The organism is Chryseobacterium sp. GW821-FHT04C04 (assembly GCF_059420365.1).
In genome coordinates this window covers 1,123,587-1,139,619 of record NZ_JBWKTO010000001.1, presented here as the reverse complement: position 1 = coordinate 1,139,619, position 16,033 = coordinate 1,123,587, and the positions used below count along the sequence as shown (strand labels likewise).

Genomic DNA, 16,033 nt, shown 5'->3' with positions numbered 1-16,033 from the left:
TGAAAACAAAAATCACTCACTCAATCCTGTCTTTTAATAAAGACCTAAGCAATACTTTCGATATTTAGTGATTATTAGTATGCTTTTCTCATCCATAATGTAAAATCTTCGGATGAATTTAGCCCTAATTTTTTCCTAAGATTATATCTGTTGTTTTCAATAGTTCTGATCGACTTAAAAGTATATGTTGCAATTTCTTTACTTGTAAAACCTAAATAAATATAGGAGCAAAAGATAATTTCAGAAGTTTTCAGGCTGGGATTAATTTCTTGCATCTTTTTTACAAAATCAGGGTGTACTTCCTGAAAACGTCCCCAAAAGTTAGAATCATTATTTACAACCATATCACTTAATTCAGCAAAAGAATTATTAACTTTTTGTTGCAAATTTTCAATTTCAATTATCTTTTCATTTATTTCTGATTCTTTAATAGTGAGTTTAAGCATTTGTTCTTTTATAATTCTCTTTTTCTTCTTTCTTATTATCTGATATTTTACAATTACAATTATCAATAACAGAGAAAAAACCAAAGATATAATCAAGGTAATGATATAGCTTTCGATTTGCTTATCATCATCTTTTATCTGTTTTTTAGCTAACTCTCTGTTTAATTCTTTCTGAAAAGTTTTATTATACTCCTTAAGATCAAGCCGACGCCTGTCTTCTGCTTTTTTCAAATAATAAATTTCATTTTTACTATCTCCAAGCATTTTATATACCACAGCTGCCTTAGAATCAACATTTGCGGAAAACTGGTTAAATTTTTTTTTATTGTCTATAGCCTTCAAATAAAATTCAATGGCAGTATGAAAATCTTTTTTCTGGAAATAATAATCACCATAAATTTCATAGAACAGAGCCATATAATCTATTTTGTCTTTTAAAGCTTGATCATATGCTTTTCGAATAAAAGGGTAGGCCTCAGTAGTTTTTTTTTGTTCTAAAAGAAGCCAGCTTTTATAGAAATAAATAAATGCTTTATTTTGGTAAATTCGTTTTGACGAAGCGTATTGTTTTAAAGGAATCTTCTCAATAGTGGCGATGGATTGATTCGCGTACTTATTAGCCAGTTTATAATTTTTTACTTCCGTATAATAATCACTAATATTTATATACAAATAAGCAAGTATTAATTTTGACTCTAAATCATTATGTGATTTTACTAAAGGTAGTGCCTTATTATAATTTTGAAGCGATTCTTCTAATAACGTCATCCGGGAATAATATCCAGCCTGCAGGGCTAAAAACCGTGCTTGCAATAAACGGTCATTATTAACTATATCAGATTGAAAAGCAAGATCAATATATTTTGAACTTTTTTCAAAATTTCTAAAAAAAACCTGAGATCGTGCAATGTAGTAGTAGGCTTCTATTTTTCTGCGAGAATCATGTGTTTTTTCAGCTTTGTCAAGTGCTTTTTCAGTAAACCATAAGGACTTATCAAAATTCTTGTTGACATAATTGTCAGATAAAGTAAGTAAACGATCAATCTCAACTGATACAGTTCCATCTTGGGAAAAACAATTAAAACCTAATATAAATAATATTGGGAAGAATATTTTTTTAATCATCATCATCATCGCAAAATTAATAATAATTATAATTAATTAAACTAGAAATCTAATTTTCACTATCTAAAATTAACATATAAAATAATAATTAAAATATTATATTTTATTAAAATTGTTGCTAATCGCAATCTTTGTAAACTTCTAATTCTTCAGTATGAAGTACATCATTTAATTGTTGTTCAACGCTAAGAATACCTGCTTTTGGATTATCTTTTTTCCATTCCCATGAAAAATTCCCCTTGGATTTAATCTTTCCGAATGGATAACATTACTTCAGTTACTCAAAAATAAAAGTTCAAAACGAATCTGTTATTCTTCACCAAATGGGGCCGTTTCAGCAGGAATGCGGGTGATGCTATTCTCAGAAAGCACAATGTAGAACCTCAGGCTATCGGACAGCCGTTGGAACTGTCAATTCCTGAAAAATTTGAATTTTACGGAGATATTGGTCGAACCACCAGGATTATTATTCTATTATCATTTATCTTGCAGATAAACAGTAATTTAGAAGTATAAAAAAAACCGGAGAAAAAGTGAATTATCACTTTCCTCCGGTCTTGTACCCAGGACCGGGATCGAACCGGTACTCCTAAGAACTGGTGTTTGAGACCAGCGCGTCTACCAATTCCGCCACCTGGGCTTGATGTTGAGTTCAAACATGTTGTTTGTTTCAAATTGGTGTGCAAATATATAAACTTTTTTCAATGTTCAAAAGCTTTTTGAAGAATTTTTTTTAAAAATTAAGTTCCAAACCATCGTAGGCAAGGTGCATTCCGGGAGGAAGCTCCTTATCTTCAACATCATGCAGTCCCAAATGGTGGCTGATATGAGTAAGGAATAATTGCTTAGGTTTTAGTTCCTCAAACAGCCTGATCACATCCGGAAGGATAAAATGGGCAGGGTGAGGATCAAATTTCCTGATGCAGTTTAAGATCAGAACATCCAGATTCTTCAGTTTTTCCTTTTCCGTTTCTGAAATAAAGCCGGCATCTGTGATGTAAGCAAGGTTTTTAAACTTATATCCGAAAACGGTAATTTTATAGTGAATCACCTCCACAGGAGTGATTTCTGTATCCAGAACGTGAAACGGTTTGTTTTCAATCTCATGAAGCTCAAAAGCGGGTGCTCCGGGATATCTTACATCAGCAAAAGCGTAAGGAAATCTGTTTTTTATTTCATGAGCAACTCTTGAATAGCAGTAGAGTGGAACATCTTTTCCACTTTTAAAAATCAGTGGACGCATATCATCCAAGCCGATTACATGGTCATTATGCTCATGAGTAATCAACGCAATATCTACGTTATGTTCGTGGTTGGTAAGCATTTGCTGTCTGAAATCCGGACCACAGTCGATCAGTATTTTTTTATTTTCTTCCGTAGTGATCATCACGGAAGAGCGCAAACGTTTGTCTTTTGGATTTTCGGAAGTACACACTTCACATGTACAGCCTATAACGGGTACACCTTGAGAAGTACCAGTTCCTAAAAATTTCAACTTCATTTTCTTTTGAGGTTGGTTTAATTTTGGTAAATTTACGAAAAATTTCACGTCCTAATGTATCAGAAACTAACTCCTAAACAAAAAGCATTAACAATTAATCTAGATCCTGCTATTTATGGTACTTTCGCAGAAATTGGAGCAGGGCAGGAGACTGTTCGCCACTTTTTTAGAGCAGGGGGAGCTTCCGGTACGATTGCAAAGGCAATGTCTGCCTATGACAAGGATTTTAGTGATGCCATCTACGGAAAAGAAGTAAAAAATAGGTACGTTACCCAAAACAGGCTTCGCAAAATGCTTCGATATGAAGTCGCTTTGATTGAAGAGAGAATTTCCAGAGATAATAATCCCGACAGAAAATTCTTTTCTTACGCCAATACGGTAACCACCATCAATTTTGACAAAACTGTAAAAGGCCACGGCTGGGTAGGAATCCGTTTTCAGACCAAAGAAAATGAAGATTACAATGAGATCGTAATCCACGTAAAATTCAAAGAAAATGATGCTACCCTTCAACAGGAAACTTTAGGAAACCTTGGGGTAAACCTTATTTTCGGGGCTTTCAATTACTTTGACAATCCAAGAACTTTAGTAGAATCTCTATACGACGATATTGCAAAAGACAACCTTGAAATTGATATGATAGACTTCAGCGGACCTGCTTTTGCCTACGTTGATAACAGACTGATGTCCCTTCAATTGGTAAAAAATGGAATGACCGATGCGGTGATCTTCAATTCAGAGGGGAATAATATGCTTCCGGCAGATGTTTTGTACAAGAAAAATATTTTCGCGGTAAGAGGAAGCTTTAGACCGGTAACGAAAGTAAACATTGATATGCTTAAAAACGGTATGGATATGTTTTTCAAAGATGCAATCTGTACCCATGAAGAAACAGAAGTCCTTATTGAAATAACGATTTCCAATCTGAGAGCAGACGGGGACATTGATGAAAGGGATTTCCTGGATAGAGTAGATATTTTGGGTAAATTGGGATACACGGTTATTATTTCAAATTTCTCCGAATATTACAGACTGATCGATTATTTCGCTTCTTACACAAGTGGGGATATTGGAGTCGCAATGGGGGTAAATAACCTATTGATGGTATTTGACGAGAAATACTATAAAAATATGTCAGGAGGAATTCTTGAAGCATTCGGTAAGTTTTTCAGAAACGGAATGAGAGTGTATCTGTATCCTTATAAAGATCCTGAAACGCACCAGTTACTGGATTCTTCAAATCTGAAAGTAGAAGAAAACCTGAAAGAATTATACAAATATTTCAAGCACAACAACCGTATTGTAGATATTACGAACTATAATCCGGAGTTCCTGGAAATTTATTCCAGAGAAATACTGAGAAAAATAGCATGTTGTGTGAAAGGCTGGGAAAGCCAGGTTCCGGAAGGAGTTGCAGAAATGATCAAAGAGCGCGGAATGTTTGGATATAAAGAAGAACTTTCGTTAAAACAATTCTCTTAAAAAATATATACAATGTCAGAATTAAAGAAAAGACTTTCCTCAATTCTTGAAAGTCCTAAGCATAATACAGAAGAAAAACTTGAAAAAGTATGCCACCTGTTGGACCAGGAGATTTCTTACTTCAACTGGACAGGTTTCTATTTCAAAAACGGAGATAAAGAGGAACTGATCTTAGGTCCTTATGTAGGAGCTCCTACCGATCACACTATTATTCCTTACGGAAAAGGAATTTGCGGTCAGGTTGCGGTTTCCAATGAAACGTTCGTAGTGCCTGATGTGCATGAAGAAAGCAACTATTTAAGCTGTTCAATCGATACAAAAGCAGAAATAGTGGTTCCTATTTTTAAAGACGGAATAAATATCGGTCAAATTGATATCGATTCTCATACCGTTGACCCATTCACCAGTGAAGATCGTGAATTGCTGGAATGGCTTTGTAAGGAAGTTTCCAAGATTTTGTAATTGAATTTCAATACGATATAATATAGACTCCGGCTTTTATAGTCGGAGTTTTTTTAGCGTATTGAAATAGAATGTAGAGCCAAAGATTTCCAACCTTGCCCTTCATAGATTATGAATGATAAGTGGTAATGACAAACATAATTAAAGGCTCGTCTCCCGTGTTTTCAATAGAATGATAGCCTATTGAACTGATGGCTGTAATATCTCCTTTCTGAAGAATTTTCTTTCGTACTGGCCCTTCAGTTCCGGTTCTTTCACGATATTCTCCGGTTCCATGCATGACCACGTACAGTTCCTGCTCATTTCTTTGATTGTGCGTGTGAAACCCGGATTCATCACCCTTATTCAATAAAACCATATAAGCCGCCAAACGGTTATTAGCCAAATCTTTCTGATCAAACATCTGTACCATATATACGGTTCCGTTTCCACCATACATATTTTCACGTCTATCTACTTGTGTTATGGTCCGTTCATTCTTTTCAAAGGCCATTACATAAAGATGAATATATTTTGAGACTTCTTGTATAACGTGATCAAACTCTGCGCCTTCAGATAGTATAACCGTATCAGCCATGTGTATTAAATATTTAATGGATCAGTAGTACAGTCAATGTACCAGAAATTTTACAATAACAAAATTAACGATTTTTGTGACAGAGGCGCTATATAATGGCAGCATTTACCATTCCATGAAATGTAAACTATTTTTATTTGTAATTTGAAAACCGGAAATTTTCAAAAACGTAAATGTAGTTTTCAAGCATTCAGTCGTTTCAAAAAAACTTTTGCGCTAAAAAATCAGAGCTGCATACGGTGTACTTCTGCCAGCAATTCTTTAAAGTAGTTTTCACATTTCGCAATATGCGTTCCATACCAGGAAAATGCCTCACCATCTACGATTATAATGTTTTTGTCAGGATAGAAAGCCTGCAGTTCTTCAATATGTTTTTCTTTAAATGGGAAGGGCTCGGAAGAAAGCATAATGACATCAGCATCAGCCAGATCTTCAGTGGTAATTTGAGGATAACGGGTTTTATCCTTAAAAATATTTTCGAAACCAATTTCTGACAAAATTTTATGAATAAAGGTATCTGAGCCAATTGTCATATAAGGATTCTTCCAGATAAGATAGGCAACTTTAATAGGACTGTCCAGTTTTGCCTGATTCAGGATATCATAAATTTTGAGATTGAAAAGTTGTGCTCTGTCTTCCTTTCCGAGAAGTTTTCCGAGATTTTTAAGCAGGTAATAATTGTCTTCAATTGTTTCCACATGGGTTACCATTACCTTGAAATCATCCATTAAAGCTTCCACCTGATCTTTTACATTTTCTTCCTTATTGGCAAGAATAAGATCTGGCTGCAGCGCTTTGATTTTCTCGATATTGATGTTTTTGGTCCCACCGATTACAGGTACATTTTGTATTTTATCCTGAGGATGAATACAGAATTTTGTTCTCCCGATGACTTCATTTTCAGTAAGCCCAAGGTCAAATAATGCCTCAGTAATAGAGGGTACAAGTGAAACGATTTTCATATTGGCATGTTAGATGATGCCTAAAATTACAAAAGTTTTCCCGTTAAGAAAAGTCCGGCTACAGAAAAGTAAATGATAAGTCCCGTAACGTCTACAAGAGTGGCTACAAAAGGAGCAGATGAAGTAGCAGGGTCTAGTTTTAATTTCTTTAAGATAAATGGAACCATTGACCCTGAGAGAGTTCCCCAGAGTACGATCAATACTAAAGAAACGGCTACACTTAGTCCTACATAAACCCAGTGGGCACCATAACTGAAGAAGCCTGCTTCATGCCAGACCATGATTCTTAAGAAACCGATAATTCCCAAAATTCCTCCTAAAAACAATCCGGTGAAGATTTCTTTTTTCATGACATACCACCAGTCTTTTAAACCGATTTCTTGAAGTGCCATTGCTCTAATAATAAGCGTTGCGGCCTGTGAACCAGAGTTTCCGCCACTGGAAATAATTAACGGAACAAATAGGGCCAGCACCACTGCTTTTTGGATTTCGTCTTCGAAATATCCCATGGCCGATGCGGTGAGCATTTCGGAAAAGAATAATATAATCAGCCACATTCCTCTCTTCTTTACCATTTCGATGAGAGAAGTCTGGGTATACGGTAAATCTAAGGCTTCAAGCCCCCCGAATTTCTGAATATCTTCAGTGTTTTGCTGTTCAATCTGGTCAAGGATATCATCAATCGTTACAATCCCTACAAGAACTCCCGATTCTGTAATAATAGGAAGCGCTGAACGGTCATATTTTTCAAAATAAGTAACGGCATCTTCTTTGGAAGTCATCGTGGTGATCGCCACAAAATGGTTGTCCATAAGATCGGACACTAAAGTATCTTCTTCGGCCAACAGTAAACTTCCTACAGCTAAATCATCAATCAGACGGTTTCTTTCATCCACCACATACAGATAGTTCATGGTTTCCACTCTTTTTCCTACCTTTTTGATTTGCTGAAGACATCTTTTTACCGTCCATTCCTTACGGATCTGGATATAATAAGGCGTCATCAGACGGGCAATAGAATCAGAGTTGTAGCCAAGAAGCTTTAAAGCAATTCTTCTTTCCTGCGGATTAAGATGATTGATGGAATACTTGATAAGCTCATCGGGAAAATCCTCAAAAAGAGCAGTCCTGTCATCCGGAGTCATAGCATTCAGAATTTCAGAAACTTCATCGCTTCCGATACTTCTGATGGTATCTTCCTGAAAATCAGGATCAAGGTGTGAAAAAACTTCTGCTTTGTACTCTTTCGGAACCTTCAGGAACGCGAGCAGCCTCTCGTCAGCATGAAGTTCGCTGAGAGTTTCGGCAATATCGGCAGGGTTAAAGATAAGTTCGTCTCTAGAATTCAAAACGTGAAATTTTTGGATATGCAAAAATAATTCAAATTTTTAAGACTAAGCCATAAACTGGCAAATTTAAGGATTAATTAAAGTTTAGTCCTTCAGTATAAGGCCAAAAAAACACCCACCGAAGCGGATGTTCAAAAAATTAAATTTTAAAATTCCAATATACTTTTAAATGGGTTCACATTCTGAAGTAGGAATGAATACACAGACGTTATTGGTACAGCATAGATATGGACCGCAATCTGCATTGCTACCACATTTCTTTATTCCGCCCCCATTAATTCCTTTTTGTTCCTGTCTGTTTAGCTTTTTAAGATTTGAATTTCTCATAATCATCAATATATTTAAGATTAAGGCTCTATCATACAATCATGATCCAGGCATTCTCCATTACAGCAATATCCAACGGAGCAAGGTCTTGTTATGCTGCATCTGAACGGTCCGATACCGCCATTAATTTTTTTGGCAGCTTCTCTGCTGAGTTTCTTTAAGTTTTTCATATAGTTTAGATTTAATGTTGTACTAAAATAATAAATATTTCTATATTATTCATTTGTTAATGAAATATTTTACCATAAACTGAATTTTTATTTAATTTTTTAAATAAAAAACACCTACAAGGGCAGGTGTCTGTAATGATCATATATTATTCCAGAGGACATGGATTCAGAACACAAATGTTGTGACAACATGATCCGCCCGGACATTGGTAATGTTCTGTACATTTTTTGAAAGGCCCGCTGCCTTTGATTTCTTTTTGTGCTTGTCTACTGATTTTTTTTAGATTTTTCATGTGATTTTATTTTATAGTTGAGTGTTAAGTTTATTCAAGACAGATAAATGGTGAGCAAATCCCGTTACAGCACCATCCTACAGTACATGGATTGATATCACTGCATCTTTCAACAGATCCGCCGTTAATCTGCTTTGCTTTTTCTCTACTGAGCTTCTTTAGATTTTTCATATGATTTAAGTTTTAATGGTACACTAAAATAGTAAAAAATATTTAATAAATCCTTATTTGGTGAAAATATTTAATTGTTAGTCAGTTGTTTATAGTGTTTTTTAATATAAAAAGCACCTGTTTGTAAATAAAACAAGTGCTCAAATATTTAACATGAAAATTATTGTAACTCAGCACATGGGTCATTTATACATACTCTATGACAATATGATCCGCCCGGATATTCTAAAGAATTGGTATTTTTGAAAACGGATGATATTTATTACAATGTCTTTCCGCTCAGTCTCCTTAAATTTGAATTCTCCTAACGAGCTAGATCGAGCTAGATTTAATATGAAACTAAGCTAATGAAAGCCTTTACATTATCGATTAAAGGGTATATATTCTACAGGAAGTAGTCTATGAATGAATGATGAGCTGATATGCCTATTAATATGCATAGCAAATTCACGCTTGCGGAGCAAAATTGACCATTGATAATCAAAGGTCCTATATTCCAGCTTTAAACTTAAAGCTCAGCCTCCGTGGGTTTCAGTTTTCTCAGTTTTTTAATGATCCCTTTTATAGCGCCTTCAGTTCCTATTTTAACAGAATTTACTGTAGAACCCAGTAAACGCATATTTTTTCTATAGGTATCATGGTCTGTTTCAGTCACAAGATTTCCGTCAGCACCAAAAAGTTTCATGCTGACCACTACCTGATTGGAGAAAACATATTTTCCAAAACCTACTTTGAAATATCTTACTTTGGAAACAATAGCAAAATCTGCGTCATTATTGAGGCAGTAATCTACAATAGTCTGTTTGTCTATGCTGTCAAAGGGAACCTGAACTTCTGCCCGGAGTATTTTATTTCTTCTGCTGCTGAAATTATCAGAAATAACATCAAAGAATGCCGTGTTGGTAGGATCTTTTATCTCATCAACATCAGGCTCTACCTCGGGATTAAAGTAGAGAACTTTTTTTATTTTATCATCAGCAGATTTCTGAGCTTTTACCGAAGTAACGCCGATCAATAAAAAAGTAGCAATTGCTGTAAAGAATATAATTTTTTTCATTTGTAATTCGAATGCAAAATTACTGCCTTTTCGTTGGATTGCATATAATTTATTAAGAAATTTTTAACATTTTTTTCTATCAATTTTGATTTATGAAATCAATAATGTTTGCAGAATCAAAAAATAGTCGTAATTTTGCACCCGTTACATAATAATCATTAAACAATATTGGAATGTACTTAACAACAGACAAAAAGCAGGAAATTTTCGCAAAGCACGGAAAATCTGCACAAGACACAGGGAGTGCTGAAGGACAAATCGCTCTTTTCACTTTCAGAATCAACCACTTATCTCAGCACTTAAAGGCTAACCGTCATGATTTCAACACAGAGAGATCTCTAGTGAAATTGGTAGGTAAGAGAAAAAGTTTACTAGATTACCTTAAAAACAAGGATATCGCAAGATATAGAGCAATTATTGCTGAACTAGGTTTAAGAAAATAATCTATAAAGATTTTCAAAATAAAAAGCAACTTCGAAAGAGGTTGCTTTTTTTGTTTCTAAACATCAGTTACTGTACTATTCTTATCCCTAGCAAAATTTTTTTCACTCTTTTATTTATACGCAATAAGACTGCGTACATCGTTCTTTATTTTGCAGTATCAAAATGGGAATCATAATCCCATCCAAAAGTAATAAGATGAAAATACGTTTTAAAAACAAAGAGCAGGCTGCCCTTTCACATTTTTTTAAAGATGAGCATAAAGTAATTATTAAAGAGGCAACGCTTCAGGGATATTACAGCTATACCCTTTTTAATGAAAACCTGAATGAGATATTAGTGAATGATAATCAAGTGGTAGTTACTGATCATGATATGTCTGATATGATACAAAGAAATGATCTTGGTTATGGAAAAGAATTTTATATTAATCGGTTTTTAATAGAGTTGTTACCATTACAACCAGGAGAATTCATAAGTACACGGTCTCTTTGGGTAGCAGGCAAGCTTTTAAGGTTTTTTGAAAAATATAATTATGAAATTCCGGATTCTTATAGAGATAGAGTCTTGAACGAAACTTATAAAATGAATCTTATCGAAGGCTTCCTGATGGCCATAAATCCTTATATGGAAAGAAAGTTTATTGGTGGGAATTATTTTGAAAGCTTTGAGTTTTATAAAGGAAAAGCCATCTCTGAAATTCAGCTTAAGATAAATGATAGTCTTAATGAGCTTGCAATTGTGGATTATAAAAGCCTTTTGAAAAATTTTATTATGAAGTCTTTACATGATACCTATGATAACGAAGAAAACTCTAAAACGTTTTCAAATACCCTTTTTATTTTAATAGACTCTTTGTTCGTTTATGAAATCACCCGGATTTTTTCTTATAAGACTTTCTATGATGATTGTTTTGTTATAGAATATCAGAATGAATATTACTATTTGAATCAGTTCTGGTGGGGATAATAAGTTATTCCTTGTTTCTCCCGATTTTCCCAAGGTGCGTATTCTGAAAGCTGTCCGGATATTTCAATCCATAGCCCAGAATTCTGTCAAAAGCTGAATGAGAAAATAATATCGCTCCAATCATTTGTAAATAGGGTAGAGATAAGGCTGTTCCGGCAAGATAAACGATAATAGCCAATCCAAAATGATGGAAGACATTATAGGAAACAGCTCCGACTTTATTATTAACCGTATATCCCAACATGGAAATATCGGGAGCCAGAAAAAGTCCTGCAAACCACCACCATGAATATTCTGTTTGGGCAAAAGCATATATTCCTAACAATAGAAATGCTGCGTATTCAAGCTTTAATTGTATTTTCATTGTAATTGTGCTGGTCTATCCTTATTTTAATAGGAAGTTACGTTATAAGATCGAAAAAAAGCGGAATATTTTTGAGATATTCCGCTTTGTATATGTTAATCTAATAGAGTTTAATGTCCTGATTTGGCTTCTGTACTTTCTACATGACCGAGATATTTGGTACAATAAGCACCAAAGATCAAAATAACCAGATAACAGAATACAGGAATGATAAATGAATGCTGTACTCCAAACTGGTCTGCAAGATATCCCTGGAAAATAGGAACGATAGCCCCTCCTAAAATCGCCATTACCACTAAGGAAGATCCTTGGCTGGTATATTTCCCCAGTCCTGAAATCGCTAATGTATAAATATTCGAGAACATAATGGAGTTGAAAATCCCGATTCCCAGAATACTGTACATAGCCAGTTCGCCTTGATTTACCATAGCAGAAATCAATAATACGACATTGACAGCTGCAAAGATTGACAGGGTTCTCGCCGGAGCCGATTTACCAACGAAAAAGGCAATGAAATTAAGAATGATGAATACAAGGAAAAAGCTGATCTGGGCAAAGGTAAGATTCACAATACTGAAGATCACAAGGAAAACAGCGCCCGCTGCCCCCAGCATATAAAGAGCCTTTTTACCCTGGCTTAAAGATTGGTTTAAAGAGATAGCTCCAAGAAAACGGCCGATCATGGCCCCACCCCAGTAAAGAGAAAGATAATTCTTACTGATGATTTCATTAAAGCCCATAATCTGGGGCTGTTCAAGGAAACTGATGATAAAACTTCCCACAGCAACTTCTCCACCCACATAGCAGAACATCGCAAATACTCCAAATTTAAGATGGCTGAACTCAAGAGCTCCCCAGCCTTTTACCACTTCCTCTTCATCCATCTGGAATGACGGAAGCTTCACTCTGGAAATCAATAAAGCGACCAATAAAAGAATACCCGCAAAAATTAAGTAAGGAATTCTTGTTGCTACCGCACTGAATGATCCGTCCGGAGAAGAGAAAAATTCAAAAATAAGATGGCCTCCCAACACTGGAGCAATGGTTGTTCCGAATGCATTGAACGCCTGGGTCATATTCAGTCGGCTGGATGCGGATTCTTCACTTCCCAATAATGAAACATAAGCATTGGCTGTAATCTGCAGTACTGTAAAGCCAAGTCCTAAAATAAACAAAGCCCCCAAAAACAAAGGATAATAAGAAAAAGTAGCTGCCGGGTAAAATAGAACACAGCCAAAAGCGGCAAGGAAAATTCCGAACAGGATTCCTTTTTTATACCCTAATTTATTGATGGGATCTCCTTTTGTAATGGAGATCAGAAAATAAATCAGAGATCCGATAAAGTAAGCTCCGAAAAAACAGAACTGTACGAGCATGGACTCGAAAAAGGTAAGATTGAAAAGTTGCTTCAGATAGGGGATAAGGATGTCATTCATACAGGTGATGAATCCCCACATAAAAAACAGCAGGGTGATGGTAATCAACGGAACCGTATAATTCCTGCTTTGCGGTTGTACTTCTTTATTAGTCATAAACATTTATTTATCTGTATAAGGATAGGCCCTTAACTTTTTTTCCTACAGCATTGTAATTGGTGAAGTAGGGCAAATATAGGAATCTACCTATATTTTTGCAATAATTTTAATCGTTTTTATAATGAAATGGATATCTTTTCTCTCATCAGATTGTTATTTTCACTTTTTGAGACAATAATACAAAAACAACAGGATTTTTCAATGCATTATCTTTAAAAAAACACTTTTTTATTTTCACGAATAATGAATAAGTTGAGAGTACTGATACACATTTTTGAATCTTTCATCAATTGATAGCCAATTTTTTGTATTTTCAGAGCCTATTAATGCAATTGAAAAATTTAATATATCATTATTATATAGTACCTTTGCACACGAAATTTAAAGAGTTTAAATATTAATTCATACTCAATACGGAGTATCAAGAAGACAAATTTATGAGTATACCTCAAGCGTTTACAGAGCTGATTACTCTTGCTGATGGCAGAGAAATCACTATTGAAACAGGGAAGTTAGCCAAACAGGCTGATGGATCTGTGGTAGTAAAAATGGGTGGAACAATGCTTTTAGCAACTGTTGTAGCCAATAAAGAAGCAAATCCTGGTGTAGATTTTTTACCATTAACAGTAGATTATAGAGAAAAATTCTATGCAGGTGGAAGAATTCCTGGAAACTTCTTCCGTAGAGAAGCAAGACCTTCAGATCAGGAAATTTTAACAATGAGATTGGTAGACAGAGTATTGCGTCCACTTTTCCCTGAAGATTTCCACGCTGAAGTACAGGTAATGATTTCTTTAATTTCTTATGACGGAGAAACGATTCCTGATGATTTAGCAGGTTTAGCAGCTTCTGCAGCTATTGCAATTACTGATATTCCTTTCAATGGACCAATGTCTGAGGTAAGAGTAGTAAGATTTGACGGACAACTTTCTGTCAATCCTAGCTATGAAGAATTGAAAAATTCTGAATTGGATATTATGGTTGGAGCTACTAAAGATTCAATCGTAATGGTAGAAGGAGAGATGAAGGAGATTTCTGAGCAGGAAATGTTAGAAGCGATCATCTTCGGTCATGCTGAAATTAAAAAGCAGATTGAAGCTCAGGAGAGATTAGCAGAAAAAGTAGGTAAGGCTTTCCCAAAAAGAGAGTATTCTCACGAAAACCACGACGAAGAAATTCGTGCAAAAGTTTGGAAAGAGACTTACGATAAAGTATATGAAGTAGCAAGAACTCCTTCTGGTAAAGAAGAAAGAGGAGAAAAATTCAAAGCACTTCGTGAAGAATTTTTAGCTCAATATGCTGAAGATGCAGAAGAATTGGAAAGAGTAACTCCTTTCGTAAAAGTATATTATCATGATGTAGAGAAAGAAGCGATGCGTCAGATGATCCTTGAAGACAATATCCGTCTTGACGGTCGTGATCCTCAGACGATCCGTCCGATCTGGTCAGAAATTGACTACCTTCCGGGAGCTCACGGTTCTGCAGTGTTTACAAGAGGTGAAACTCAGTCTTTAACAGCAGTAACTTTAGGTTCTGTGAAAGATGCGAACATGGTAGACAGCGTTATTTCTCAGCACGACGAAAAATTCTTCTTACATTATAATTTCCCTCCTTTCTCAACAGGTGAAGCAAGACCTTTAAGAGGTACTTCAAGAAGAGAAGTAGGACACGGGAACCTTGCTCAAAGAGCATTACAGGCAGTTATTCCTGAAGAAAATCCATATACCATCAGAATTGTTTCTGATATCCTGGAATCAAACGGTTCGTCTTCAATGGCAACAGTTTGTGCAGGAACATTAGCATTAATGGATGCTGGGGTAAAGATTACAAAACCTGTTTCCGGGATTGCAATGGGATTGATCACGGATACAAAATCTGGTAAATTCACGGTACTTTCTGACATCTTAGGAGATGAAGATCACCTGGGAGATATGGACTTCAAAGTAACAGGTACTGCAGACGGTATCACTGCTTGTCAGATGGATATCAAAATTCAGGGTCTTTCTATGGATATCATGGAAAAGGCTTTGATGCAGGCTAGAGACGGAAGATTACACATCTTAAATAAAATCACTGAAACTATTGCTGAGCCAAGAGCAGATGTGAAACCTCACGCTCCTAAAATGGTAGTAATGGAGATCTCTAAAGACTTCATTGGCGCTGTAATCGGACCTGGAGGAAAAATCATTCAGCAGATGCAGAAAGATACTGATACAGTGATTGCTATTGAAGAAGTAGGAGAGATCGGACGTATCGAGATTGCAGGAAAAGACAGAGAGAAAATCAATGCTGCTGTTGCAAAAATTAACGAAATTACTTTCGTACCGGTTGTAGGCGAAGTTTACAGCGGAAAAGTTGTGAAAGTAATGGATTTCGGTGCTTTTGTTGCTATTGCTAAAGGTACAGAAGGACTTCTTCACATTTCTGAAATTGAGTGGGCTCGTCTTGACAAAGTTCCATATGCAGAAGGTGATGAAGTAGAAGTGAAGTTCATGGGTTACGATGACCGTAAGAAAATGAAACTTTCTCGTAAAGTTCTTTTACCAAGACCAGCAAGACCAGAAGGACAAAATAGACCAGAAGGACAAGGAAGACCAGAAGGTCAAAGAAGACCGGAAGGACAAGGAAGACCTGAGGGACAGAGAAGACCAGAAGGACAAAGAAGACCTGAAGGAGAAAAACCACAAGGAGAAAACCAAGTGGAAAACGAAACGCCTTCTAACGAAGCTTAATAAGATTCATTCTTAGATATAAAAAATCCCTCAGTTTTGAGGGATTTTTGCTTTTATGTCATTGCGAAAT

17 protein-coding genes and 1 tRNA gene are annotated in these 16,033 nt (G+C 35.5%); 5 read left to right on the top strand and 13 right to left on the bottom strand.

Features of this window, described 5'->3' with window-relative positions:
* Positions 1-74: 74 nt before the first annotated feature.
* The 3 genes from AC07UM_RS05125 to AC07UM_RS05115 all read right to left on the bottom strand — a co-directional run bounded on the left by AC07UM_RS05125 (position 75) and on the right by AC07UM_RS05115 (position 3,072).
* On the bottom strand, positions 75-1,580 hold the full coding sequence (locus AC07UM_RS05125) for a tetratricopeptide repeat protein (protein WP_494685220.1): 1,506 nt from the start codon (positions 1,578-1,580) through the stop codon (positions 75-77).
* Positions 1,581-2,131: 551 nt separating this feature from the next.
* A tRNA-Leu gene (locus AC07UM_RS05120) sits at positions 2,132-2,211 on the bottom strand.
* 93 nt (positions 2,212-2,304) lie between these two features.
* Positions 2,305-3,072 (bottom strand): MBL fold metallo-hydrolase, encoded by a 768-nt coding sequence (locus AC07UM_RS05115; RefSeq protein ID WP_494684701.1) that lies wholly within the window; start codon positions 3,070-3,072, stop codon positions 2,305-2,307.
* Between the two features lie 54 nt (positions 3,073-3,126).
* Here AC07UM_RS05115 and AC07UM_RS05110 point away from each other — a divergent pair, with 54 nt between their 5' ends.
* Positions 3,127-4,554: a nicotinate-nucleotide adenylyltransferase gene (locus tag AC07UM_RS05110; protein ID WP_109738820.1), complete on the top strand. Its 1,428-nt coding sequence runs from the start codon at positions 3,127-3,129 to the stop codon at positions 4,552-4,554.
* A 12-nt stretch (positions 4,555-4,566) separates the two neighbouring features.
* Positions 4,567-5,016 (top strand): GAF domain-containing protein, encoded by a 450-nt coding sequence (locus AC07UM_RS05105; protein WP_103235133.1) that lies wholly within the window; start codon positions 4,567-4,569, stop codon positions 5,014-5,016.
* Positions 5,017-5,125: 109 nt separating this feature from the next.
* Here AC07UM_RS05105 and AC07UM_RS05100 read toward each other — a convergent pair whose 3' ends face one another.
* The 8 genes from AC07UM_RS05100 to AC07UM_RS05065 all read right to left on the bottom strand — a co-directional run bounded on the left by AC07UM_RS05100 (position 5,126) and on the right by AC07UM_RS05065 (position 9,922).
* Entirely contained in the window at positions 5,126-5,593 is a 468-nt protein-coding gene (locus AC07UM_RS05100; protein WP_494684700.1) for a cupin domain-containing protein, read from the bottom strand.
* A gap of 224 nt (positions 5,594-5,817) precedes the next feature.
* Positions 5,818-6,555 carry an ABC transporter substrate-binding protein gene (locus AC07UM_RS05095; protein ID WP_494684699.1) on the bottom strand — a complete coding sequence of 246 codons (738 nt, stop codon included), beginning with the start codon at positions 6,553-6,555 and terminating at the stop codon, positions 5,818-5,820.
* A 26-nt stretch (positions 6,556-6,581) separates the two neighbouring features.
* Positions 6,582-7,904 (bottom strand): magnesium transporter, encoded by a 1,323-nt coding sequence (mgtE, locus tag AC07UM_RS05090; RefSeq protein WP_103235130.1) that lies wholly within the window; start codon positions 7,902-7,904, stop codon positions 6,582-6,584.
* 165 nt (positions 7,905-8,069) lie between these two features.
* Positions 8,070-8,231, bottom strand: coding sequence for a hypothetical protein (locus AC07UM_RS05085; protein ID WP_153816331.1), 162 nt, complete (start codon positions 8,229-8,231; stop codon positions 8,070-8,072).
* 20 nt (positions 8,232-8,251) lie between these two features.
* A complete protein-coding gene (locus AC07UM_RS05080; protein ID WP_494684698.1) occupies positions 8,252-8,401 on the bottom strand; it encodes a bacteriocin-like protein in 150 nt (49 codons plus the stop codon).
* A 146-nt stretch (positions 8,402-8,547) separates the two neighbouring features.
* Positions 8,548-8,694 (bottom strand): bacteriocin-like protein, encoded by a 147-nt coding sequence (locus AC07UM_RS05075; protein WP_410494243.1) that lies wholly within the window; start codon positions 8,692-8,694, stop codon positions 8,548-8,550.
* Between the two features lie 30 nt (positions 8,695-8,724).
* On the bottom strand, positions 8,725-8,865 hold the full coding sequence (locus AC07UM_RS05070) for a bacteriocin-like protein (RefSeq protein ID WP_494684697.1): 141 nt from the start codon (positions 8,863-8,865) through the stop codon (positions 8,725-8,727).
* Positions 8,866-9,373: 508 nt separating this feature from the next.
* On the bottom strand, positions 9,374-9,922 hold the full coding sequence (locus AC07UM_RS05065) for a pyruvate decarboxylase (RefSeq protein WP_494684696.1): 549 nt from the start codon (positions 9,920-9,922) through the stop codon (positions 9,374-9,376).
* A gap of 173 nt (positions 9,923-10,095) precedes the next feature.
* On the opposite strand from AC07UM_RS05065, the gene rpsO reads away from it, so the two are divergent.
* On the top strand, positions 10,096-10,365 hold the full coding sequence (rpsO, locus tag AC07UM_RS05060) for a 30S ribosomal protein S15 (RefSeq protein ID WP_034692246.1): 270 nt from the start codon (positions 10,096-10,098) through the stop codon (positions 10,363-10,365).
* Between the two features lie 196 nt (positions 10,366-10,561).
* A complete protein-coding gene (locus AC07UM_RS05055) occupies positions 10,562-11,332 on the top strand; it encodes a hypothetical protein (protein WP_494684695.1) in 771 nt (256 codons plus the stop codon).
* Positions 11,333-11,336: 4 nt separating this feature from the next.
* Here AC07UM_RS05055 and AC07UM_RS05050 read toward each other — a convergent pair whose 3' ends face one another.
* Both AC07UM_RS05050 and AC07UM_RS05045 read right to left on the bottom strand, forming a co-directional pair.
* Positions 11,337-11,696 carry a DUF4260 domain-containing protein gene (locus AC07UM_RS05050; RefSeq protein WP_494684694.1) on the bottom strand — a complete coding sequence of 120 codons (360 nt, stop codon included), beginning with the start codon at positions 11,694-11,696 and terminating at the stop codon, positions 11,337-11,339.
* A gap of 110 nt (positions 11,697-11,806) precedes the next feature.
* On the bottom strand, positions 11,807-13,228 hold the full coding sequence (locus AC07UM_RS05045; protein WP_494684693.1) for a sugar MFS transporter: 1,422 nt from the start codon (positions 13,226-13,228) through the stop codon (positions 11,807-11,809).
* A gap of 440 nt (positions 13,229-13,668) precedes the next feature.
* Here AC07UM_RS05045 and AC07UM_RS05040 point away from each other — a divergent pair, with 440 nt between their 5' ends.
* Positions 13,669-15,963 (top strand): polyribonucleotide nucleotidyltransferase, encoded by a 2,295-nt coding sequence (locus AC07UM_RS05040; RefSeq protein WP_494684692.1) that lies wholly within the window; start codon positions 13,669-13,671, stop codon positions 15,961-15,963.
* Positions 15,964-16,033: the final 70 nt, after the last annotated feature.